The following is a 20,904-nucleotide window of genomic DNA, read 5'->3' as shown; positions in this document are numbered from 1 at the left end:
CGACGGGGCGCTCAAAAGACCGCGAAGGCAGCGACCGGGCTGGCCAGCAGGCCCGCACCGGCCAGGATCAAGGCCAGCCTGGGTCGATACGGCAACAGCAGCACCAGCAACAACGCACTGAGCATCAACACCGCGCACCACTCCACCAGGCCTCTGCTCCAGCCGGCCAGATGCACCGCCGGCCAGATCGACACCAACAACAGTAACCAGCCGCCCAGGCGCAAAACCAGGCGCCGACGCGGCGATGGCTTGCGGTGCAACAGCTCGCCATGGTGGCGGTCCATGGACAGACACAACGCGCTAAAACCGGCGTAACACAGCAACAAGGCCAGCAGCATCAGTTCATCTCACCTTTGAGGGTCAAGCCATGGGTGCGCTCAGCCTTGGACTGGGTGGGCTGGCGGTGCTGCATTTTCCACGCAGCCCAGGCGAGGAAGATCCCGCTGCCCAGGCATGCCAGGTCAAAACCCGCCATCGCCCAATCGCCTTTGGCCAGGGACACGCCCAAGTGTTCGGAAGTGGTCAATGCGTTAAGCAACGGCACTGCCGCCAGCAGCAACGCGCCAACTCCCAACTGCTCGACCCAGGCCCGATGGCCGCGGCGCAGCATGGCGTGCAACAGCGTCAGACCCCAGGCCACAAAGAAGCTCTGCACTTCCCAGGCGGAACGCTCGGCAAAATGAGCGGGAAGCACGCGGTTGGCCCAGAAGAATGCCGCGATAGCGATCACCAGCCCGGACATGCTGGCGATGTTCAGCACTTCCACCAGTCGCAGCTCAAACGGCATCACGCCACTTTTCGCATGCTTGAGCTGGCGTTTGCCCAGCCAGATCACCAGCCCGGTGCCGATCATCACGGTGCTTGCCAAACCACAAATAAAGTACAACCAGCGCAACACCGGGCCGGCGAAATGGCCCATGTGCAGGCCGTAGAAGCTGCCGCCAATGGCCATCGGCAAGGATTGCCCGGCACTGGCACTGAGCACTTCGCCGCGGGTACCGCTGAAGGACACCGTGCTGCCGAAGTCATGCACGACCCGGTCAGACCCGGCGCGAAATACGTTGACCGACGCGTTCACATCCCCCGGATTGTTCACCGCCAGCCGCCCGACGTGCCCTCCGCCCCACCGTGCCTTGGCCTGTTCGACCAGTGGGCCCAGCGGCAATAGCTTGCCCGGCTGGCCAAGGGCCGGCGCATTGTTGGTGGACGGGAAAACGTCATTGAAGAATGCTCGCGTGTCGTCGCCGTATGACGCAATGATGCTCGCAGGCATGACCATGCTCATGAAGATCACCAGGCTGCTATAGGTGATCATCAGGTGGAACGGCAACACCAGCACACCTACCGCATTATGTCCGTCGAGCCAGGAGCGCTGGCCCTTGCGCGGGCGGAAGGTGAAGAAGTCCTTGAAAATTTTCTTGTGGGTGATGATCCCGGTGATCAGCGCGACAAACATCACCATCGCAGCAATCGTCGACAGCCAGCGGCCCCAGGGATGCGGCATCTGCAACTGGAAGTGGAAGCGGTAGAAAAAATCGCCTCCTCTGCTTTCCCGGGCCTGGACCTGCTCGCCAGTAAGCGGATCGATAAGTTTTTCGATGAAATTACCGCGCCTGCCGGGGTCGATCTTGTCTTGCCACATCACCGACAAACCGGGATCGCGATGGGTGGGCAGGTTAATGAACCAGCGGGCGGCGGTGGGTGCATGTTGCTGCAGGTAATCCTGGGCCACGGCCAGGCTGCGGGCATCGTCGACGGTACGCGCCGGTACTTCCGGCTGCATCCAATGGGTAATTTCGTCGTTGAAGTAGGCCAGGGTGCCGGTCAGGAATATCGCGAACAGCAACCAGCCGAAAATCAACCCGACCCAAGTGTGCAGCCAGGCCATTGCCTGACGGAAACCTTCTTTCATGCTCGGGTCATCCAATAGGCCAATCCCGCCAAGGCCGCCAGCACAGCACTCGGCACCAGTACCCCGAGCCAGGCGCGAGTGGCACTGCTGCAGGCAAAACACCAGATTACGGCCAGCAGATAGAACACGAACGAGCTCAACATGCCGCTGACCACTGCATCGGCACGGGACACCGGCAACCACAAGGTCATGCAGACGCTGGCCAGGGATGCCAGCAGATAACCGCCGACAACGGCCGCCAGCACCCGCGAAGCCACGGCCAGACGATAGGAAAGAGGAAGTGATGCTTTGCGTTTCATACTGGTGTCGCCTGATTCATCAGGCCGCGAGTCTAATGATAAATATTCTCATAAGCAAAAGAGAACGGATAAAGGGAATCCATTGATCTCGTGCTGATTGCCGAATACTGCCCGCGCCCACTACAATGCGAACAATTCTCGTTATCTGAAGCATGCAGATGCGGTCATCCACTCCCGTCGAAATTCTTTATCACGACCATCACTACTGGCTCACCGGCTGGCTGCGACGCAAACTCGGCTGCCCGCAAAGCGCTGCCGACCTGGCCCAGGACACGTTTATCCGCATCTTGAGCGCACGGGAAACACCAGCGCTGCTTGAACCCCGAGCCTTCCTGACGACTGTTGCCAAGCGCGTGCTGTACAACCATTACCGGCGCCAGGACCTGGAACGCGCCTACCTCGATACCCTGGCGCAAATGCCCGAACAGTTCGTGCCGTCGGAAGAAGACCGGGCGATCATCCTGCAAACCTTGATGGAGCTGGATCAACTGCTCGACGGTTTGCCGATACAGGTCAAGCGTGCCTTCCTGCTGTCGCAACTCGACGGTCTGACCTACGCGCAAATCGCTGCCGAACTGCGGATCTCCATCGCTACCGTCAAACGTCATCTGCACAAAGCAGCCATGCGCTGCTACTTCGCCCTATGAACGCTTCCGCGAATTTCTCGACCCAAGTCGCCGAACAGGCTGTGCATTGGTTAATGGAAATGCAGCAAGGCCCGCTCAATCCACGGCAACAGGCCAGCTGGCAGCAATGGCTGGATGCCCACAGCGAACATCAGCGGGCCTGGGAGCATATCCAGCGAGTCAACCAGCGTCTGCGCGGGATGCCTTCGCCGTTGGCTCATGCAGCCTTGAATGCGCCCAAATCCAGCAGTCGACGCCACGCGCTCAAGCTCCTGCTTATTCTGGGCGCAGGTTGCGCGGCGACCTGGGGTTTGCGCCAACAGCACCTGATCCCGCCGCTCAGCGCCGACTACCGCAGCCCGACTGGCCAGCGCCGCAAGGTGCAATTGGCCGATGGCAGTCAGCTGCAACTCAATACTGCCAGCGCGGTAGATGTGCAATTCGACGGTCCTCAGCGCCTGGTTCGCCTGCTCGAAGGCGAAATATTGCTCCGGGCACACACACCGTTGCAGGTCATCACTGGCCAGGGATTGCTCAGTGTCCAGGCGGCCCTGGTCAATGTGCGCCAGTTCAGTGCTCACACCCATGTGGCCGTCCTGGACGGACAAGTCGAGATAACGCCCCATGCCTACAGCGGCCTGCCACTGCCCCTGGAAAAGTCCCGGCAAGTGAACCTGACCCGCAACGCCTCGCGCCACCGACGCGAGTACCGGCGCCTGGGCCGATGGCATGCTGATGGCGGCACACATGCGCCTGGCGGACTTCCTCGACGAGTTGGGACGCTATCGTCGGGGCCAACTGCATTGCGATGCGCAAGTGGCCGACCTGCTGATTTCGGGCAGTTATCCGCTGGACGACAGCGAACGGATTCTCGACCTGCTGGAAATCAGCCTGCCGGTAAAAGTACGGCGTTTTACCCGTTATTGGGTAAACGTCGAAGCCCGTGCCTGAATTATTTTTTGCCACCGTGAGCCGTTTTCCATACCTGGCGTGACAGAGAAGGAAAGCCACCATGACTTTACCTTCTCAGGAACGCCTTCATGCCCCAGCAATCGACCCGCCTGACGCCACTCGCTCGCACGCTGCGCCACCTGTTGCTGGGCGCCAGCCTCAGTTTCGGCGCCCTGCCCTACGCCATCGCCGCCGAGACCAAGGCATATCACATCGCACCGTCTTCGCTGGAGGCGGCGTTGAATCAATTCGGTCGCGAAGCCGGCGTGCTGATCTCCTTTGGCTCCGAAGTGACTGCCGGCGCCAAAAGTCCGGGCCTGACAGGTAGCTACAGCACAGAAGATGGCTTGAGCACACTGCTCGAAGGCACAGGCCTGCAAGCCCGCGCCGAAGGCGGCAACGCCTATAGCCTGCAACCTCTGGATGCGCCAGCCACATTGCAGTTGGACACCTCCAAGGTAGTCGGTGACTGGCTGGGCGATGCCGCGCAAACCAACGTCTTCGAACATCCCGGCGCGCGCGATGTGATCCGCCGCGAGGCGTTCGAACGCCAGGGCGCCACTCAGGCGGGGGATGTGCTCAATCGCATTCCTGGGGTCAATGCCCCGCAAAACAACGGCACCGGCAGCCACGACATGGCGCTGAACTTCGGGATTCGCGGGCTCAATCCGCGCCTGGCATCGCGCTCGACGGTATTGATGGACGGTATTCCGGTACCCTTCGCACCTTACGGCCAACCGCAACTGTCCTTTGCCCCGGTCAGCATGGGCAACATGGATGCTGTGGATGTGGTGCGCGGCGGCGGTGCCGTACGGTATGGCCCGCAGAACGTGGGCGGCATCGTCAACTTCGTGACCCGGGCGATTCCCGATGAACCAACAGTCAAGGGCGGCTTGCAGACCGAAACCAGCCCGTCCGCAAGCCACGATGGTTTCAAGACCACCGGCAACCTGCTGGTCGGCGGCACTGCAGACAACGGCCTGGGCGGTGCGCTCCTGTATTCCGGCACGCGGGGTGGTGACTGGCGCGAACACAGCGACACGCAAATCGACGACCTGATCCTCAAGGGCCATTACCAACTGGACGACGCCAACAGCTTCAACGCCATGGCCCAATACTACGAAGGCCAGGCCGATATGCCGGGCGGCTTGAGTGCGGCGAACTACAAGGCCGACCCGTATCAATCCACTCGCCCCTACGACAAGTTCTGGGGCCGCCGCACGATGTTCAACGTGGGCTATCGCTATCAGCAAGACCGCCGAGAATTTACCGTCAACAGCTTCTTCACCAAGACCTTGCGCAGTGGCTACCTGGACCAGGGTTCCTTCTTGTCGCTGTCGCCACGCGAATATTGGGTACGCGGCCTGGAAACCCGCTTCGCCCAGGGCTTTGACCTTGGCCCGACCAGCCACGAAGTGGGCGTCGGCTACCGCTATATCAACGAAGCCGGGCATGAATTGCGCTACCGCACGCCGATCACCGCCAACCAGCAGATCCCTACCACTGACAGCCGCAACGACCGCGATACCCGTGGCGGCACCGAAGCCAACGCGTTTTTTCTCGATGATCGGATTGATATCGGCAAGTGGACCCTGACCCCGGGCATCCGTTACGAAATGATCAAGTCCCAGCAGACCAACAACCTGAGCAACGTCAAATACAAGGGTGACTACAACACTGCCCTGCCAGCGCTGAACGTGCTCTATCACTTGACCGAAGACTGGAACCTCTACGCCAACACCGAGGGCTCTTTCGGCAGCGTGCAGTACAGCCAGATGCCCAACCGCGTGAGTAGCGGCGAAGTCAAGCCAGAGAAGGCGCGCACCTGGGAACTGGGTACGCGCTACGACAATGGGACGTTACGTGCAGAAATCGGCGCGTTCCTGATCAACTTCGATAATCAATATGAAAGCAACCAGACCAATGACTCGGTGATCGCGCGGGGCGAAACCCGTCATCAGGGCATCGAGTCCAGCATCAACTACGCCCTTGATGGCTTGAGCCCGGCGCTGGCAGGTTTTGATGTGTATGCAAGCTATGCCTACGTCGACGCCACCATCCGCGAAGACGGCCCAAACAAAGGCAACCGCGTGCCTTTCTCGTCCAAGCACAAAGGCACCCTGGGCGTGGGCTACACCGAAGGCTCGTGGAAGTTGAATCTGGACAGCACCTACCAGAGCAGCCAGTTCGCCGACAACGCCAACACTCAGGCCGAAAGCGCCGACGGCAGCACCGGACGCATCCCCGGCTACATGCTATTCAGCAGCCGCGCCGCCTATGATTTCGGCCCCCAGATGGCGGATTTGAATGTTGCTGTGGGGGTGAAGAATATCTTCAATACCCAGTACTACACCCGTTCGTTCGATGACAACAACAAGGGCAAATATGTGGGCGAACCGCGCACGGTGTATGTGCAGACTTCGGTAGCGTTCTGACGAGCAAAAGATCCTCTGGAATGTACTAGCCAAAAAAACGGGCCTGCGTCTGCAGGCCCGTTTCTATTGGGTTGAAAAACTCTCAGCTATCAGCTGTTAAGCGCAGCCTGTTCGTTTTCCAGAAATTCCTCTTCAAGAGCGGCATCATCGACTTTATTGTTTGGCGTGCTTTTAGCAGCGCGAGGCTTGCCTTGCAGTTTGCCAAAAAGATGCTCCAACGCGTTATCGAGCTTGGTCGCCGCCCCGTCGATTGCCTGCTCCAGGGTATCGGCTTTGTGAATGACTGAAATGGGTTGATGGCCCTTTGGCCGTGCTTCCAGTCGGCAACTTAAATCGTGGGGGCCTGGCTTGTCGCCATTCTCATCCCGCAGGTAGACCTCAACGCGGGTCAGGTCCTCTTCATAATGTTCGAGCGTGCTCTCGATGGTAGTACGTACCCACTCCTCCAGTCGGATGCTGCTTTCAATATGGTTATCGCTATTGACTTGGATTTGCATAGTTCTTCCCTTATTTCAGCTAGCTCGCGAGAGGTCACAACTGCAACACCGGTACGGTGAAACCATGACCTCTTGATTACACAATTGGGCAGACGGCAAAACAATTCAAGCCCTTTGCAAAGATAAATCCCACATTACAAATTAAGTCTGACAACGGGTAAAAGCACTGTTATCGTCGGGAGTTACGTATAGGCTCCTATACGCAAAACTCTTTATAATTGCCCCTCTCCCAACGGGTGCAACCCGCGGAAAATCCCTGCCTCTTCCACCAGCCAGTCATGCACCGCCCGCACACCCGGATGACTCAGCGCACCCGGCGCATACAGCAGTACATAACGCTTGTGATTGGGTACCGCCAAACCGAACGGCACAATCAAGGTCCCGCGCTCCAATTCGTCATTGAGCAGGGTACGCCTGGCAATCGCCACACCCATGCCGGCGATGGCCGCCTCGATAGTCAGGTGGTTGCGATTGAACGTGTGCCCGCGCCGCACATCTGCGCCATCGTAGCCAATGGCATTCAGGTAAAACTCCCACTCTGCGTATTCATAACTGCCACGCCAGGCGGTGATGTCGTGCAACAGCGGGAAATGGGCCAGGTCTGCCGGACCATGGAGCGGCGGGCGACCGCGTAACAGGCTCGGCGCACAGACCGGGAAAATCTGCTCATCCAGCAGCGCTGTGGATAACAGGCCGGGGTAACTGCCGTCGTTAAGGTCAATGGCCAAGTCGAAGTCGCCCTCATGCAGGGCGATGCTGCTGTCTTCGGCTACCAGCCGCAGTTGAATATCCGGGAACCGTTGCTGCAGACGCGGCAGACGCGGCGTCAGCCATTTACCGAGAAAGGAAGGAATGGAGCGCAGCCGCAAGGTGCCGCTGATCATTCCGGCATCCAGACGCTGCAACTCGGCATCGATGCTGCCATAGGCCTCGCTCACGGTAATTGCCAATCGCTGCCCTTCGGCACTCAACTCCACGCCGCGCGCGCGTCGATGAAACAAACGAAAACCCAGGCGCTCTTCCAACTGGCGAATCTGCTGGCTGACAGCCCCCGGGGTGATATGCAGTTCTTCGGCGCAACGGGTAAAAGACAAATGCCGCGCGGCGCAGGCAAAAACATGCAGCCAGACATAAGTCTGAGCGTGGAGCGGACGAGCCATAGTGTTTAGTCCTGCTAAAGGGTTTCTTAGAATAATTCGTTGGTCAGTGCCGAGCCAGAGGGGCAGTATCGCGCCGATTCCGCTTGTCCTACAAAAAATGGCAGCGATTCCTACTCCATTATTTGCAAGGCTTTAGCATGGCTATCAGTGTTTTTGATCTTTTCAAAGTCGGCATCGGCCCGTCCAGCTCTCACACCGTCGGCCCCATGCGGGCAGCAGCGACCTTCGCCCAGGCCCTGCTGGACCAGCAATTGCTGGAACAAATCCGCCGCGTGGAAATCCGCTTGTATGGCTCTCTTTCCGCCACTGGAGTCGGCCACGCTACCGACCGCGCATGCGTGATGGGCTTGATGGGCGAATGGCCAGATCGCGTCGACCCTACCTCGATTGGCCCGCGTATCGAGCAATTGCGTGAGTCCGGCCAGCTGCTTCTGGCAGGTAAAGCGCTCATTACCTTCAACTGGCAACGCGATCTCCTGCTGCTGGACGAGAGCCTGCCCTACCACCCAAACGCCATGTCCTTGCATGCCTACGGGGAAGACGGCCTGCTGAGCGAGCAAACCTACTATTCGGTAGGCGGGGGTTTCATCATCGACGCCGCCGAAGCCGATTCCGGCACTGGCGCGGCAAGCGATGTTCAATTGCCTTATGACTTTTCCAGCGCCGCCGAACTGCTGGCGTTGTGCAACAAGCACGGCCTGCGGGTTTCAGAGTTGATGATGGCCAATGAACGGGCCTGGCGCAGTGACGAGGAGATTCGCAGCGGCCTGCTGCATATCTGGTCGGTGATGCGCGAATGCGTCGAGCAAGGCCTGCGCGACGAAGGCATCTTGCCGGGCGGCCTGGATGTACCGCGCCGTGCCGCAAAGCTGCATCGCAGCTTGCTGGAAATCGGTAAGCCGAATGTCATCACCTCTACGCTCTCGGCCATGGAATGGGTCAACCTGTTCGCGCTCGCCGTCAACGAAGAAAACGCCGCCGGCGGACGCATGGTCACCGCCCCAACCAATGGCGCAGCGGGAATCATCCCGGCCGTGCTGCATTACTACATGAAGTTCAACGCCGAGGCGTCTGACGACGATGTGGTCAATTTCTTCCTCGCCGCAGCAGCGGTCGGCATTCTGTGCAAGAAAAACGCCTCGATCTCCGGCGCCGAAGTCGGTTGCCAAGGCGAAGTCGGTTCAGCCTGCGCAATGGCCGCTGCCGGCCTGGCTGACATCCTCGGAGCCTCCCCGGAGCAACTGGAAAACGCCGCCGAAATCGGCCTGGAACACAATCTGGGCCTGACCTGCGACCCGGTGGGCGGCCTGGTTCAGGTGCCGTGCATCGAGCGCAACGCGATCGCCGCCGTCAAAGCCATCAATGCCACGCAAATGGCGCTGCGCGGCGACGGCAAACACTTCATTTCCCTCGACCGGGTGATCCGCACCATGCGCGACACCGGCGCCGACATGCATGACAAATACAAAGAAACTTCACGGGGCGGCCTGGCGGTCAGCTGGGTGGAGTGCTGAGGAGCACTTCTAACCGCCCCAACGTGAGCCCGCGCAAAAATAATAATGAGGCAATAACGATGACCGATGTACGTACACCCGCTGCCGAAAATCCACCTGTAGAGACCACTGTCACCACCGGTTGGAGCAAACACGACACCACCTGGATGTTGGGCCTTTACGGCACGGCCATCGGTGCCGGCACACTGTTCCTGCCGATCAACGCCGGTGTGGGTGGTTTCTGGCCGTTGGTCGTGCTGGCGTTGCTGGCCTTCCCCATGACGTTCTTCGCCCACCGTGGGCTGACACGCTTTGTGTTGTCAGGCAGATCCGGCGACATTACCGAAGTGGTGGAAGAACATTTCGGCATCGGCGCCGGCAAGCTGATCACCTTGTTGTACTTCTTCGCGATCTTCCCGATCCTGCTGGTGTACAGCGTCGCACTGACCAACACCCTAGGCAGTTTCATGGAGCATCAATTGCACATGACGCCACCGCCACGGGCAATCCTGTCGCTGGTGTTGATTCTCGGCCTGATGGCCATTGTGCGCTGCGGCCAGGGTGTGATCGTCAAGGCCATGAGCGTGCTGGTCTACCCGTTCGTCGCCGCCTTGCTATTGCTGGCAATCAGCCTGATTCCAAACTGGAACGGTGCGTTCTTTGCCTCCGCAGCCGAGGGCATGCCATTGCCTGCGTTCTTCAAGACCCTGTGGCTGGCGATCCCGGTGATGGTGTTTTCTTTCAACCACTCCCCCATCATCTCGGCGTTCGCCGTCGACCAGAAACGCGTGTACGGCCCGCAAGCCGAACGCAAGAGCAGCGGCATCCTGGCGATAGCCCACAGCATGATGGTGCTGACGGTGATGTTCTTCTGCTTCAGTTGCGTGCTGGCCCTGTCGCCGGCTGACCTGGCAGCGGCAAAGGCGCAGAACATCTCGATCCTGTCGTACCTGGCCAATCACTTCCAGACCCCAGTCATCGCTTATGCCGCGCCGTTGATCGCCCTGGTAGCGATCACCAAATCCTTCCTCGGCCACTACATCGGCGCCAGCGAAGGCTTCCAGGGGCTGATCGTCAAATCCCTGCGCAGCCGCAACCGCACCTTATCGGCGCGCTGGCTGGAACGCTGCACCGCACTGTTCATGGTGCTGACCTGCTGGGCCGTCGCCACCTTCAACCCAAGCATCCTGGGCATGATCGAAACACTGGGCGGCCCCATTATTGCCTGCCTGCTGTTTCTGATGCCGATGTACGCGATCCAGCGTGTGCCGTCTTTGCGCCGGTACTCAGGTCAGCTGTCGAATGTGTTTGTGGTGGTGATCGGTCTGGTCGCGCTGTCTGCGATCGTTTTCTCGTTTATGCCCTGAAACGGATCATCCATAGAAAGACGGCACGCCCCTTGCTGTACATCCAATGAGGACAACGGACCTTGTGAAAACCTCAGCGGGGGATTGCCGGTGATCGGGCAACACGAACTATTCCCGACACGGGTCGTCAATGACTGCATGCTCATATCAGGCGGTAACGCACCATGGACAACCCTTTTCAGACCATCACGGACACCTTCACGCCCAGGTATCGGGTGAACCTGAGCATCCAGCGCCCGGACGGCTGCATCATGCTGACCCTGTCCGACGACAGCGGCATCGTCGCCAAACGCATGATCAGTGCCGAACAGCGCAACAACCCGAAAAGGCTCAAGCGCCTGTTGCAAAGCGTGCAGTTCGGCATCGCCATTGAACAAGGGCACTGCGCCATCGACATCCTGGCAACGATGACCGATGACGACAACCACAAGCTCTTGCAGCGCAAGCCCGGCAGCCGACCACCCGTGGCCGCCGGAGTCTGACTCGCTATTCCGACTTTTCCTTGACCGACGGATAACGCGAAGATGCGAAGCGCACGACCAGGATCGCGAACGCCAACAGCAGGATCCCGCCACACAGGTAAATAATCCCCAGGTCCGGGGCATTGTGGTGGGACACATCACCGATCAGCAAACGGGTCAACGCGGTGATGGCTACGTAGAGCAGGAAGCGGATAGGCATGTGGTTGGTCTTGAAATAGATGCCGACCATCGCCCCCAATTCCAGGTAGATAAACAGCAGCAGAATATCGTCAACGCTGATCCCGCCTTTCTGGAGCATTTCGATAAAAGTCAGAATCGCCGCGTACGCGGTGATCGCTCCGATGCCAAAAAGCGCCAAATAATGAAATGCCTCCACCGCCAGGTTACCCAGCGAATCCGCATTCGCATGCAAGCTCTTGCGCAGCTTTTCCGCCCATCTCATTTCTGTCATTACTCACCACCACTGGATAAAAATTAGCCGACTTCTAACGCCGCCCGCCACGCTGATGCCGTGCGGATAATGCCCGTTCGGCGTGACGAAAGCTGTGCATGCAGAAAAAAGGCCAGGAATTGCAGAATAAGATGATGGCTGGATGATATGAGGCACTTCTCTTTTCCTCATGGCTCCGTGGCTGCGACAAACCTTATTTTCCGACTACATTAAAAAGCGACTACCCAAAGCCCGTGGATTGGCTTATGCTTTTAGCTGTATATAAATACAGTAATCGAAAGCCCGATAACGCACTTTCACACGCAAAACGGGGCTGATACCCCTTAATACTGCACCTGATGACGAGGCCAAAAATGGCTGTTGAAACCCTGTATCGCAGTACCCGCGACCTGGAGACTACATTCGTGGATCGTAAGCTGGCGGATGCCCATGACCAGATGCTCGAACTCGCAGAGTCATTGACCGACGTCCTGCTGAAAAACGTTGTGGGCCTGACAGAAAAGCAGGCTGAAGATGCCAGTATTTACATGGCAAAAAACCGAGCGATATTCGCCGCGGCATTCAAGAACAACGTGGGTGCCCTGGCAGAACTCAACGAAACGCAGGCTGAAACGCCCTCGGCTTGAGGGCTCCCAGCCATATGCGGTTATTTAGCCTGAGACGCCACTGTCAACCAGGCTCTCTTCTCGCTCCTCGGGGGCTTGTGGCAGCTCGGTTATCACACTGAAGTCACTTATTTCAATGGAACCCGAGCCGTAGCCCAGCAAGTGGAACGAAAACGCCTTGCGCAGCTTCGGATTGTCAAAATTGAAATCCATTTCCAGTGGTCGGTCGGCAGTAATGACCATTTCGTCTGGCAGGCCCAACTGGACATCCTGCTCAAGTTCTTTGGCCTTGAGCCGCACATAGACGTCCTGTTGCGGATCTACCGAGCGCACCGCTAGGCGTACGCGAGTATGCGAGCCCTCGGGCATTTCCAAATACTGGGCGCCTATGAGGTTATCAGCCCAATCATCCCTGATCTGCGCTGGCAGTGGGATAATCGCAGAGCTACCAAACTGCAGATGCTGATTCAACGGTGTCCGGAGCAATGAATGATCCAGCGCGGTCGCTCTGGCCGTAATTTGTCGGGCCCGCTGACCGCCGTACCGGCCGGTCAATGTCGCGCGATCGGCGATAAAACCTTCACTGGCGTAATACCGGCAGCGTTGTTGAAAGTCACACTCGGTGAACGTTCCCTTGCCATCGTGATAACGCAGCTTGCCATTGGTGAACGACATGATTTCACGACCTGTTTCATAGTCGCGAAACAGCGAGCGACCACTCAAGGCCGAGGGGACTGGCAAGGCAAAATAGTCGAGTATCGAGGCGCTCAGGTCGACATGGCCATAGACCCCGGACTTCACTTTGGGTAGCTGGCTCTGCTCTGGCGCCAGCATCAGGTTGAATCCCCAGGAGGACGCCAGGCGCACTCTCTCCAGGCCGTGGGATTCGTCCGAAGTGATCACCACCAAGGTATCTTTCAAAACGCCCTTGCGCTCCAGGCCGTCAAGGAATTGCCCAAGTGCATCATCCAGATACGCGACCGCAGCCTGCTTAGGACTGTCATAGCGCTGCAGGTAATCTTCAGGGGCCGAATAAGGCTGGTGGGTGCCAACGGTCAGCAGAGTCAGCATCCAGGGTTTTTTCTGTTTTTTCAGCTGGCCAACGTAGTCCAGTGCCCCTTCAAAGAACGCCTTGTCATCTTTGCCCCAGGGAAACTCCAGATAATTATTATTGGTGAACCATTCCAAGCCATGGGTAGCATCGAAACCGATGTGCGGCATGATTTTGTCTTTGGCCATGAAACGCAGGCCGGCACCCTGAAGGTAATGAGTGGCAAACCCCTTTTTGCGCAACTGGGCCGGCAGGCACGCCTTATTACGTTTGTTCTGGGTCAACATTTCGACCCCCTTGGGCGTGCCGTTGTCCAGCTTGTCGTAATCGCCGCACAGCATGGCGTACAAACCGCGAATGGTTTGATGGCTATGCAATACATAGTCCGGCGTATTCATGCCGCGTTCCGCCCAGCGACTGAGATTGGGCATGAGGTTTTCCTGATAGCTGCTATTCAGGGCCTGGCGGTTGACTCCCACATAGGCTCCGGGAATACCCTCCAGCGTGATGATCAGCACATTGCGCGCACTCCCTCGCGCCGTGAGCAGTTTCTGTCCGTCCAGATCAAGTTGAGTGAGCCCCGCCATTTGTGGGGGGACATCAACGGCGTCACCTTCCAGCCACTCTTCGGCGCGTATCTGCACATTGCCAACGCTGGCCGACAACAATTGATGTGGGAGATTGAACAAGCGCCATTGATCCTCTTCGGAGGGCGATAGGTGCTGAGCTCCCCAATGGGCGATTAGCAGCACCAACGGAACTGCATAGGCGCTTCGGGGCAAGCTCGCTGGCGAAGCGGATCGCCCCAGCCACAACGTCATCAGCCAAATCACTAGCCCAAGACCAAGGGCAGCCGCCAGCCACGGATGGGCAAAACCACTACCGGTAGAATTTTCCAGAAACTGGGGGTCAATCAGGTAGTGCACGTCCGAGGGAGTTGGGAGCCTGCCGACCGCACTCACCAGTTCGGCAGTCGCCAGCGTCATCCCCCCCCACGCCAGCAACACTGGAAGCGCTAGCCACCAGGGGCGGCGATATAGAAGAACGACAAGTAGGCTCGCAATACCCATATCCGAAAGGTAGCCGAGTGGGTTCGACCAACCCAGTGCCGCCCGCAGGCAAAAAGGCACGATCAAAACCAGCCCGACCAAAGCGATCAGGCGCGCATAAGGTTGGCGCAACCAGTGAAGGATGACATTCACAAAAAAAGCCCTTCCAGACATTAAATCTTCATATAAGTGTGCTGGATGGTATCAAGCGACGGCAGATTGGCGGGGATATTCGTCAAAAATGTGGAGAGTAGGGTCCATCAGCGCAGAGTCCAGTGCCTTGAAGGCAGCAAGCCCTGAGGGGCTATCGTATTGAATACTCATAGTTCGCGGACGTTTTGCGGGCTTACGGATGTTAATATATTACCTTTTTGCCCTCCTTAAGGATGTTGATGACCAAGCATCACGCTAAAGAAACCCCTAGAGCCGCCGCCATCCTGGCCCGTTTCCTGTCGTCGGAAGCCGCTGGCGGGCTTGTGCTGATGGGCGCAGCGCTGGCTGCTCTGATTGTGGCCAATTCGCCGCTCTCCCAGACTTACTTTGAGGCCTTGCGCAGTGTCTGGCTGGGTATGTCCATCGAACACTGGGTCAACGATGGCCTGATGGCGATCTTCTTCCTGATGGTGGGTCTGGAGATCAAGAGAGAAGTGCTTGCAGGTGGGCTTTCCACCTGGGGCCAGCGTGCTTTGCCAGGGTTTGGTGCCTTGGGCGGCATGCTGGTTCCTGCGCTGATCTATGTTGCTATCAACTGGGGTAACCCCCAGACATTGAGCGGATGGGCGATCCCTGCCGCAACCGACATCGCCTTTGCATTGGGTGTCTTGTCGTTGCTGGGCAAGCGGGTCCCGACGTCGCTGAAAGTGTTCCTCGCGGCGCTGGCAATCATCGACGACCTCGGAGCAGTGGTGATCATCGCCTTTTTCTACACGTCGGGACTTTCCATGCCGATGTTGCTGGCGTCGCTCGCGACCCTGCTCGTTCTGATTGCCATGAATCGACTGGGTGTAAAGCGCCTGTTCCCTTATCTTTTGTTCGGCGGCGTATTGTGGTTTTTTGTCCTGCAATCGGGTGTGCATGCCACGCTGGCGGGTGTTGCCGTGGCGTTGTGCATTCCCATGGGCAGACCCGAGGAAGAAGCCCGGTCGCCACTGCTGTTTCTCGAAGAGAAACTACATTTGTGGGTGGCGTTCATGGTGGTGCCCATTTTTGGCTTCGCCAACGCCGGGGTCTCATTGTCCGGTATTTCCCTGGCGAACCTGGTTGACCCGGTCCCGCTGGGTGTAGCGCTGGGCCTGTTACTGGGCAAGCAGATCGGCGTTTTTCTATTGGCTGCCCTGGCCATCCGCCTAGGCCTGGCGAAGTTACCGCAAGGGAGCAGTTGGCTGCAGCTTTACGGCGTCGCACTATTATGCGGCATCGGCTTCACCATGAGCCTGTTCATCGGCAACCTGGCCTTCGCCGGATCAGCTCATTTGATTGATGAAGTCAAAGTCGGGGTACTGATCGGTTCGATCCTGGCTGCAATTGGCGGCGTACTGGTCCTGCGTCGCGGCGGCGTCGTCAGGTAATCTCGCTCGAGGTTAGCCACAGTATTTTCGCAGCATCCGCAAATACTGTGGCCTAGGGGTACAACAAGCGTTCCGCCAGTTCATCCGCGACCCGCGCGGGGGAGCGTTTTTCTGCTTGAGCATGGGCGAATATCTCGGTCAGGCGCACGCCTATGTTCGATAGATGGGCCGTGATGGTGGCAAGCTCGGCGCCGCCGTGCTTGAGGGCCACGTAGATCAAGCCCCCGGAGTTGATGACATAGTCCGGTGCGTAGAGGATGCCCCGCCCTTCCAACTGATCGGCTACTTGCAGGTGGGTCAACTGGGCACTGGCAGAGCCGGCCACGGCTGCGCAGCGTAACTGGCGCACACTTTGCCGATTGAGCACCGCGCCCAGGCCACAGGGCGCAAGGATGTCGCAGGGGGTGCTGAGCAAGGCGTCATTGGCAATCGGATGGGCACCCAACTGTTCCATGGCCAACTGCACTTTACCCTGGTCAATATCACTGACCAGCAATTCGGCGCCCGCCGCGTGCAATTGCTCGGCCAAGGCAAAACCGACATTCCCCAGGCCTTGGATCGCCACGCGCAAGCCTTCCAGGTTGTCACTGCCAAGACGAGCCATGGCGGTGGTGCGGATCCCGGCAAATACCCCCATGGCCGCATGGGGCGAAGGGTCGCCGGCAGCCGTGGTGCTGGTGACGAAACGAGTCTGCTGGGCGATGCAGTCCATATCCATCACTGAGGTGCCACTATCGATGGCGGTAATGTAGCGACCGTCCAGTTGCTCGATACAACGACCGAAAGCCTCGAACAGGGCAGCACGGCTTTCCACATGCGCGGGGCGGATGATCACCGCATTGCCACCACCCACCGGCAAACCGGCCAGGACGGCCTTGTAGCTCATGCCCTGGGCCAGGCGCGCAGCATCTGCCACGGCGCTTTCGTCGTCGGGATAAGCCAGGTAGCGACACCCGCCCAGGGCAGGTCCCAGGCGGCTGCTATGAATGGCAATGATCGCCCGCAACCCGGTCACCGGGTCGACGCTCAGGTGCAGCGATTCAAGGCGGGTGCTGTGCATGAGAGCAAACATCGTCAAGCTCCCGAATCACTTGTTGTAGGCGCCAAGTATAGGACTCACGCCGAAAACCTGCTGAGGCACGCAGGAATAAGCCCGCCGATTTTGCAGGGTTTGCGACATAAACAAGAAGGTCGTTTCCCCAAGGACTAGACGAACATTCGCAGTAAGGCTAAAACAAGGCATCTGCCGGAGAACTCGATGAATCCCCGCCAAGCCCTTTTCGCCTGCCTGGACCGGTCCCCACCCGCGCTGTTCGAGGCTGCGCTGTGGATGGCGGCCGAGCACGATCCGAGCGTCGAGCCGCGCGCGATCCTGGCTGACTTCACTTTGCTGCAACAACAAGTCAGCCTGGATATGCCCATGCTTGCTCCTCAGGAACTGGGGCAACCGCTGCTGCGGCGGATGAACGATCTGGGCTTTGCCCAGGACGACTTCACCCCGTTGCGTCCCGCTGCAGCACTACTGGACAAAGTCCTGCAACGTCGACGCGGGCAACCGCTGGCCTTGGGGCTGATTGCGCTGGAGCTAGCGCGCCGCCTGAATATCCCGATGGTTGGAGTCAACTTTCCGGGCCACTTCCTGCTGCGGGTGAACGGCACCGACTATCTGTTGGACCCGTGCGGCGGTCGGCGCCTGTACCCCAACGACTGCCGTGAACTGCTGCAACGCCAGTACGGCCCCAACCTCGAGCTGCAAGCCGATCACCTGCACACTGCCGAGCCACGGCTCATCCTGCAACGGCTGTCACGTAACCTGCGCCAGCTGCACCTGTCCAACGACAACCACCTCGCCGCCCTGGTGGACGCCGAGCGTGTGCTGGAGCTGGGCAACGCCAGTGCCGCCGACTATCTGGCGCGGGCCAGCCTGTATAAGCACCTGGACTGCCCGAATGCCGAGCGCTTTGATCTTGAACATGCACTGATGCTCAGTGAAGACCCGGTCCAGCGCTTGCGCCTGACCGAGCGACTGGGGCATCTGCCGCCCAATTCTGTGGTGCATTGAACCACTTGGCGTAAGCTATAGCGCCCCAAGGATGAGGTTGTCATGCCCCTGCGCTCCCCCACCGAACGCTATCTCGAAGATTTTCACCAGCGCCTGCCAGGCACTACCAGCGCTGCTTTTGCCGACCTGGCGACAGAGAAACACAGCTGCTCCTACAGCGCATTGACCGCGCTGGTTCCCACCACAGGTGCTCCGCTGGCCGTACTCGACCTGGCGTGCGGTGATGGCTACCTGCTTTCACAACTGGCCCACCGGCAGCAACCCGGACTGCAACTGGTGGGTGTCGACATGAGCCAGGCAGAACTGGACGCTGCCCGTTCGCGCCTTCCCGGCGACGTCATCCTGCTCAAGGAACGCGCCCAGGCGCTGAGCGTTGCCACGGCGAGCATTGACATACTGCTGTCGCACATGGCGATCATGCTGATGGACGATGTCGAACAGGTATTGCGAGAAGTACAGAGAGTCCTGCGCCGCGACGGCACATTCGCGGTGCTGATCGGCAGGACATTTCTATTGGGCGCCGTAGGAACGGCGTTCATGCAGGCCTTTCGTCCCATCGCCGAGGAAGACCGGTTACCCACACTGCCCATGGGCGACCCAAGAACACGCAGCGAAGCGGGTTGGCAAGCCTTGTTGCGGACTCACTTCAGTGACATCAGCATTGAGGATATCGACGTCCATTGGCACCCCCAGCCAGAAGCGCTGTGGGGGTCGTTAAAAGACACCTACGATATCGACCGCCTGACAGCAGCCGCCAAAGCCCGCCTGAAAGAACGCTTCCTGGCCTCAGTCGCCGACCTTCGGCAAAACGACGGCACCGTGCCCACCGGTTGGGGGTTGCGCCTGATCACGGCCAGGCGCCGTTAAAGCATCCTTGGGCGCACGCACCTGAATGATCAACAACGCCGCAACCACCGCAGGGATCGCGCAGAAGAAGAAAATCTGCTGCACCGGCACATGCATTGCCAGCAACATGCTGCCCAACAGCGGTCCCAGGATCGAGCCAAAACGCCCGACGCCCAGTGCCCACCCCGTACCGGTGGCACGCACATGGGCCGGATAGAAGTTGCTGGCGAACGCGTTGAGGGTCAATTGGCCACCAATGATGCAGAAGCCCGCGGCAAACACAAAAGCCACCAGATAACGCGGATTGTCGTGATTAAGCCCCAGCAGAATCGTGCATACAGCCGCCGCCGCGAGTATCCCTGACAGCAGCCGAACCTTGCTTTTGAGGCGATCGGCAAACCACGCCATGCCAATGGCGCCCAAGGTGCCGGCAAACAGGAACATCGACGTCACCAGATTGGCTTCGTTCAAGCCCAGGCCGCTTTCCAGCAGCAGCGAGGGCAGCCAACTGATCATGAAATACAGCAGGATCAAGCTGACAAAAAACGTCGACCACAGCAGCAAGGTCGGACGTGCGTAACCATGGCGGAACAGCTCCACCACCGTCAGTTTGCTGCCTTGCTCCTGGCGATTCTGCTCTTCACTGGCCAACGGGGCTTGCCAACCCGGCAGCATTCGCTCGGTGACTTTCTGTAGACGCACATAGGGTGGTGCATCCCGCAGCAAACGCGGCAATGACTCAGGCAACCACCACACCAGAAATGGAAACAGCAGCAATGGCGTTACGCCGCCCGCGAGAAACACCGCCTGCCAGCCAAAGCTGTCGATAAACCCGGCAGCGACGAACCCACCCGCCGCGCCACCGAAGGAAAAACCGCACGCGGCCAGGGTCACCATCAAGGTGCGCAGGCGTGGCGGCGAATATTCGGACATCAATGCCATGGCACTGGGCATCGCGCCTCCCATACCGATGCCGCAGATAAAACGCGCGGCCATCAGCGTATTGAGAGAGTCGGCGAACACCATCAATACCGTGAGGCTGGCATAGATCAGTACACAGGCCAGCAGGATGCGTCGCACGCCAAAGCGGTCCGCCAATGGCGTCACCGCCAGCGATCCCAAGGTCAACCCCAACAGGTTGGCGCTGAATACCGGCCCGAACGCCGATTTTTCCAGACCCCAATCCGCTGCCAACGCCGGCACGACATAACCCAGGACTTGGGCATCGTAGCCGTCCGTCACCAATAACAACGCCAACAACAAGAGAATCAACCACTGGTAGCGCGACACCGGGCGGGTGTCGAGTGCCGCGCGAAAGCTGGCAATCTGATTGTGCATCGCAAGGACCTTTGTTGTTTTTATGGTGTTCCGGCCTTCGGAAGAGGCGGATACGTACAACGTGTCACGGAGTATCTGGCTGGTTCGCCGGATGAGCCTGCACAAATGCCGGATGCTGCGCCGCCAAAGCAGCTACTCGCTGGATTCGTGGGTACGTATCCAGCGCCACCTTGAACCGCTCAGCGGCATACAGTTGCGGGACCAGAAATGCATCGGCCAGCCCCGGTTTTTCGCCAAAGCAGAATCCCTGATCGCCAATCAACTGCTCAACCGCACCCAGTCCCTGGCTGATCCAGTGCCCGATCCATTCCAGCAGTTGCGCCTCATCATGCCCCCACTGGCGCAACAGGTTCTGCGTACTGGAGTTGTGCAAAGGATGAATGTCACAGGCGATGATCGAGGCCACGGCCCGCTCATGGGCACGGGTTTGCAGGTTTGTGGAAAACAGCGGCACCTGTGGATAACGTTCGTCCAAGTATTCAATGATCGCCGATGACTGAATCAACAGCTCGCCGTCGTCCGTGCGCAAGGCAGGAACACGGCCCTGGGGGTTGATCGCCAGATATTCAGGTTGGCGATTGGCACCGCCCACCGGTACCAGCAGATTGACCGGCACGGCGGTAAAATCCAGGCCCTTGAGTGCCAGGGCGATGCGTACCCGATAGGACGCTGTGGAGCGATAATACGTATAGAGTTCCATGCCCCTGCCCTC

At 58.9% G+C, this 20,904-nt stretch carries 19 protein-coding genes and 1 pseudogene; 10 read left to right on the top strand and 10 right to left on the bottom strand.

From position 1 onward, the window contains the following. Positions 1–11: 11 nt before the first annotated feature. From OQ460_RS04850 to OQ460_RS04840, 3 genes are read right to left on the bottom strand one after another with little or no spacing between them, the layout of a single operon-like run. Positions 12–338, bottom strand: coding sequence for a DUF3325 domain-containing protein (locus tag OQ460_RS04850; protein WP_410020750.1), 327 nt, complete (start codon positions 336–338; stop codon positions 12–14). Next, complete coding sequence (locus OQ460_RS04845; RefSeq protein WP_410020749.1) at positions 338–1,912, bottom strand: PepSY-associated TM helix domain-containing protein; 1,575 nt, start codon at positions 1,910–1,912, stop codon at positions 338–340. Before OQ460_RS04845 ends, OQ460_RS04850 begins: the two co-directional genes overlap by 1 nt. Further along, on the bottom strand, positions 1,909–2,211 hold the full coding sequence (locus OQ460_RS04840; protein ID WP_410020748.1) for a DUF3649 domain-containing protein: 303 nt from the start codon (positions 2,209–2,211) through the stop codon (positions 1,909–1,911). Before OQ460_RS04840 ends, OQ460_RS04845 begins: the two co-directional genes overlap by 4 nt. Positions 2,212–2,369: 158 nt before the next feature. Between OQ460_RS04840 and OQ460_RS04835 the strand changes: the two genes are divergently transcribed. The 3 genes and pseudogenes from OQ460_RS04835 to fecA all read left to right on the top strand — a co-directional run bounded on the left by OQ460_RS04835 (position 2,370) and on the right by fecA (position 6,223). After that, positions 2,370–2,858, top strand: coding sequence for a sigma-70 family RNA polymerase sigma factor (locus OQ460_RS04835; RefSeq protein WP_410020747.1), 489 nt, complete (start codon positions 2,370–2,372; stop codon positions 2,856–2,858). Then, positions 2,855–3,788 (top strand): annotated as a pseudogene (locus OQ460_RS04830) (FecR domain-containing protein). The gene OQ460_RS04835 and the pseudogene OQ460_RS04830 overlap by 4 nt, the downstream one beginning before the upstream one ends. An 89-nt stretch (positions 3,789–3,877) precedes the next feature. Next, on the top strand, positions 3,878–6,223 hold the full coding sequence (fecA, locus tag OQ460_RS04825) for a TonB-dependent Fe(3+) dicitrate receptor FecA (RefSeq protein WP_410020746.1): 2,346 nt from the start codon (positions 3,878–3,880) through the stop codon (positions 6,221–6,223). 89 nt (positions 6,224–6,312) lie between these two features. Here fecA and OQ460_RS04820 read toward each other — a convergent pair whose 3' ends face one another. Both OQ460_RS04820 and OQ460_RS04815 read right to left on the bottom strand, forming a co-directional pair. Continuing rightward, positions 6,313–6,720, bottom strand: coding sequence for an HPF/RaiA family ribosome-associated protein (locus OQ460_RS04820; RefSeq protein ID WP_410020745.1), 408 nt, complete (start codon positions 6,718–6,720; stop codon positions 6,313–6,315). 212 nt (positions 6,721–6,932) lie between these two features. Further along, on the bottom strand, positions 6,933–7,880 hold the full coding sequence (locus OQ460_RS04815) for a LysR substrate-binding domain-containing protein (RefSeq protein ID WP_410020744.1): 948 nt from the start codon (positions 7,878–7,880) through the stop codon (positions 6,933–6,935). 137 nt (positions 7,881–8,017) lie between these two features. Here OQ460_RS04815 and OQ460_RS04810 point away from each other — a divergent pair, with 137 nt between their 5' ends. The 3 genes from OQ460_RS04810 to OQ460_RS04800 all read left to right on the top strand — a co-directional run bounded on the left by OQ460_RS04810 (position 8,018) and on the right by OQ460_RS04800 (position 11,222). Continuing rightward, entirely contained in the window at positions 8,018–9,394 is a 1,377-nt protein-coding gene (locus tag OQ460_RS04810) for an L-serine ammonia-lyase (protein ID WP_410020743.1), read from the top strand. 59 nt (positions 9,395–9,453) lie between these two features. Beyond that, on the top strand, positions 9,454–10,740 hold the full coding sequence (locus OQ460_RS04805) for a serine/threonine transporter (protein ID WP_410020742.1): 1,287 nt from the start codon (positions 9,454–9,456) through the stop codon (positions 10,738–10,740). Positions 10,741–10,904: 164 nt separating this feature from the next. After that, positions 10,905–11,222, top strand: a complete 318-nt coding sequence (locus tag OQ460_RS04800) for a DUF3509 domain-containing protein (RefSeq protein WP_410020741.1) — start codon at positions 10,905–10,907, stop codon at positions 11,220–11,222. A gap of 4 nt (positions 11,223–11,226) precedes the next feature. Here OQ460_RS04800 and OQ460_RS04795 read toward each other — a convergent pair whose 3' ends face one another. After that, complete coding sequence (locus OQ460_RS04795) at positions 11,227–11,673, bottom strand: phosphate-starvation-inducible protein PsiE (RefSeq protein WP_410020740.1); 447 nt, start codon at positions 11,671–11,673, stop codon at positions 11,227–11,229. Positions 11,674–12,026: 353 nt separating this feature from the next. Between OQ460_RS04795 and OQ460_RS04790 the strand changes: the two genes are divergently transcribed. Further along, positions 12,027–12,299, top strand: a complete 273-nt coding sequence (locus OQ460_RS04790; protein ID WP_410020739.1) for a YebG family protein — start codon at positions 12,027–12,029, stop codon at positions 12,297–12,299. Positions 12,300–12,323: 24 nt separating this feature from the next. Here the strand turns inward: OQ460_RS04790 and OQ460_RS04785 are convergent, their stop codons facing one another. After that, a complete protein-coding gene (locus OQ460_RS04785) occupies positions 12,324–14,552 on the bottom strand; it encodes an LTA synthase family protein (RefSeq protein WP_410020738.1) in 2,229 nt (742 codons plus the stop codon). A 218-nt stretch (positions 14,553–14,770) separates the two neighbouring features. Here OQ460_RS04785 and nhaA point away from each other — a divergent pair, with 218 nt between their 5' ends. Then, a complete protein-coding gene (nhaA, locus tag OQ460_RS04780) occupies positions 14,771–15,946 on the top strand; it encodes a Na+/H+ antiporter NhaA (protein ID WP_410020737.1) in 1,176 nt (391 codons plus the stop codon). Between the two features lie 52 nt (positions 15,947–15,998). On the opposite strand, the gene OQ460_RS04775 is transcribed toward nhaA, so the two are convergent. Further along, a complete protein-coding gene (locus OQ460_RS04775; protein WP_410020736.1) occupies positions 15,999–17,018 on the bottom strand; it encodes a Leu/Phe/Val dehydrogenase in 1,020 nt (339 codons plus the stop codon). A 186-nt stretch (positions 17,019–17,204) separates the two neighbouring features. On the opposite strand from OQ460_RS04775, the gene OQ460_RS04770 reads away from it, so the two are divergent. Further along, positions 17,205–18,008 (top strand): SirB1 family protein, encoded by an 804-nt coding sequence (locus OQ460_RS04770; protein ID WP_410020735.1) that lies wholly within the window; start codon positions 17,205–17,207, stop codon positions 18,006–18,008. Positions 18,009–18,050: 42 nt separating this feature from the next. Further along, positions 18,051–18,875 carry a class I SAM-dependent methyltransferase gene (locus OQ460_RS04765; RefSeq protein ID WP_410020734.1) on the top strand — a complete coding sequence of 275 codons (825 nt, stop codon included), beginning with the start codon at positions 18,051–18,053 and terminating at the stop codon, positions 18,873–18,875. On the opposite strand, the gene OQ460_RS04760 is transcribed toward OQ460_RS04765, so the two are convergent. After that, positions 18,795–20,192, bottom strand: a complete 1,398-nt coding sequence (locus OQ460_RS04760) for an MFS transporter (protein WP_410020733.1) — start codon at positions 20,190–20,192, stop codon at positions 18,795–18,797. The genes OQ460_RS04765 and OQ460_RS04760 overlap by 81 nt on opposite strands. Positions 20,193–20,256: 64 nt before the next feature. Continuing rightward, complete coding sequence (gene maiA / locus OQ460_RS04755) at positions 20,257–20,892, bottom strand: maleylacetoacetate isomerase (RefSeq protein WP_410020732.1); 636 nt, start codon at positions 20,890–20,892, stop codon at positions 20,257–20,259. Positions 20,893–20,904 lie beyond the last annotated feature (12 nt).

This window comes from Pseudomonas imrae, from assembly GCF_046352735.2.
Taxonomy (GTDB): domain Bacteria; phylum Pseudomonadota; class Gammaproteobacteria; order Pseudomonadales; family Pseudomonadaceae; genus Aquipseudomonas; species Aquipseudomonas imrae.
The sequence above is the reverse complement of the archived record's forward strand: the minus strand, read 5'-3'. Positions and strand labels throughout refer to the sequence as shown.

Excerpts from the sequence above, each read along its gene's own strand:
- OQ460_RS04805 (WP_410020742.1), top strand. The coding sequence starts at position 9,454 with ATGACCGATGTACGTACACCCGCTGCCGAAAATCCACCTGTAGAGACC.
- OQ460_RS04840 (WP_410020748.1), bottom strand. The coding sequence starts at position 2,211 with ATGAAACGCAAAGCATCACTTCCTCTTTCCTATCGTCTGGCCGTGGCT.
- maiA (WP_410020732.1), bottom strand. The coding sequence starts at position 20,892 with ATGGAACTCTATACGTATTATCGCTCCACAGCGTCCTATCGGGTACGC.
- OQ460_RS04810 (WP_410020743.1), top strand. The coding sequence starts at position 8,018 with ATGGCTATCAGTGTTTTTGATCTTTTCAAAGTCGGCATCGGCCCGTCC.
- OQ460_RS04790 (WP_410020739.1), top strand. The coding sequence starts at position 12,027 with ATGGCTGTTGAAACCCTGTATCGCAGTACCCGCGACCTGGAGACTACA.
- nhaA (WP_410020737.1), top strand. The coding sequence starts at position 14,771 with ATGACCAAGCATCACGCTAAAGAAACCCCTAGAGCCGCCGCCATCCTG.
- fecA (WP_410020746.1), top strand. The coding sequence starts at position 3,878 with ATGCCCCAGCAATCGACCCGCCTGACGCCACTCGCTCGCACGCTGCGC.
- OQ460_RS04820 (WP_410020745.1), bottom strand. The coding sequence starts at position 6,720 with ATGCAAATCCAAGTCAATAGCGATAACCATATTGAAAGCAGCATCCGA.
- OQ460_RS04795 (WP_410020740.1), bottom strand. The coding sequence starts at position 11,673 with ATGACAGAAATGAGATGGGCGGAAAAGCTGCGCAAGAGCTTGCATGCG.
- OQ460_RS04775 (WP_410020736.1), bottom strand. The coding sequence starts at position 17,018 with ATGTTTGCTCTCATGCACAGCACCCGCCTTGAATCGCTGCACCTGAGC.
- OQ460_RS04785 (WP_410020738.1), bottom strand. The coding sequence starts at position 14,552 with ATGTCTGGAAGGGCTTTTTTTGTGAATGTCATCCTTCACTGGTTGCGC.
- OQ460_RS04835 (WP_410020747.1), top strand. The coding sequence starts at position 2,370 with ATGCGGTCATCCACTCCCGTCGAAATTCTTTATCACGACCATCACTAC.
- OQ460_RS04760 (WP_410020733.1), bottom strand. The coding sequence starts at position 20,192 with ATGCACAATCAGATTGCCAGCTTTCGCGCGGCACTCGACACCCGCCCG.
- OQ460_RS04850 (WP_410020750.1), bottom strand. The coding sequence starts at position 338 with ATGCTGCTGGCCTTGTTGCTGTGTTACGCCGGTTTTAGCGCGTTGTGT.
- OQ460_RS04800 (WP_410020741.1), top strand. The coding sequence starts at position 10,905 with ATGGACAACCCTTTTCAGACCATCACGGACACCTTCACGCCCAGGTAT.
- OQ460_RS04845 (WP_410020749.1), bottom strand. The coding sequence starts at position 1,912 with ATGAAAGAAGGTTTCCGTCAGGCAATGGCCTGGCTGCACACTTGGGTC.
- OQ460_RS04770 (WP_410020735.1), top strand. The coding sequence starts at position 17,205 with ATGAATCCCCGCCAAGCCCTTTTCGCCTGCCTGGACCGGTCCCCACCC.
- OQ460_RS04765 (WP_410020734.1), top strand. The coding sequence starts at position 18,051 with ATGCCCCTGCGCTCCCCCACCGAACGCTATCTCGAAGATTTTCACCAG.
- OQ460_RS04815 (WP_410020744.1), bottom strand. The coding sequence starts at position 7,880 with ATGGCTCGTCCGCTCCACGCTCAGACTTATGTCTGGCTGCATGTTTTT.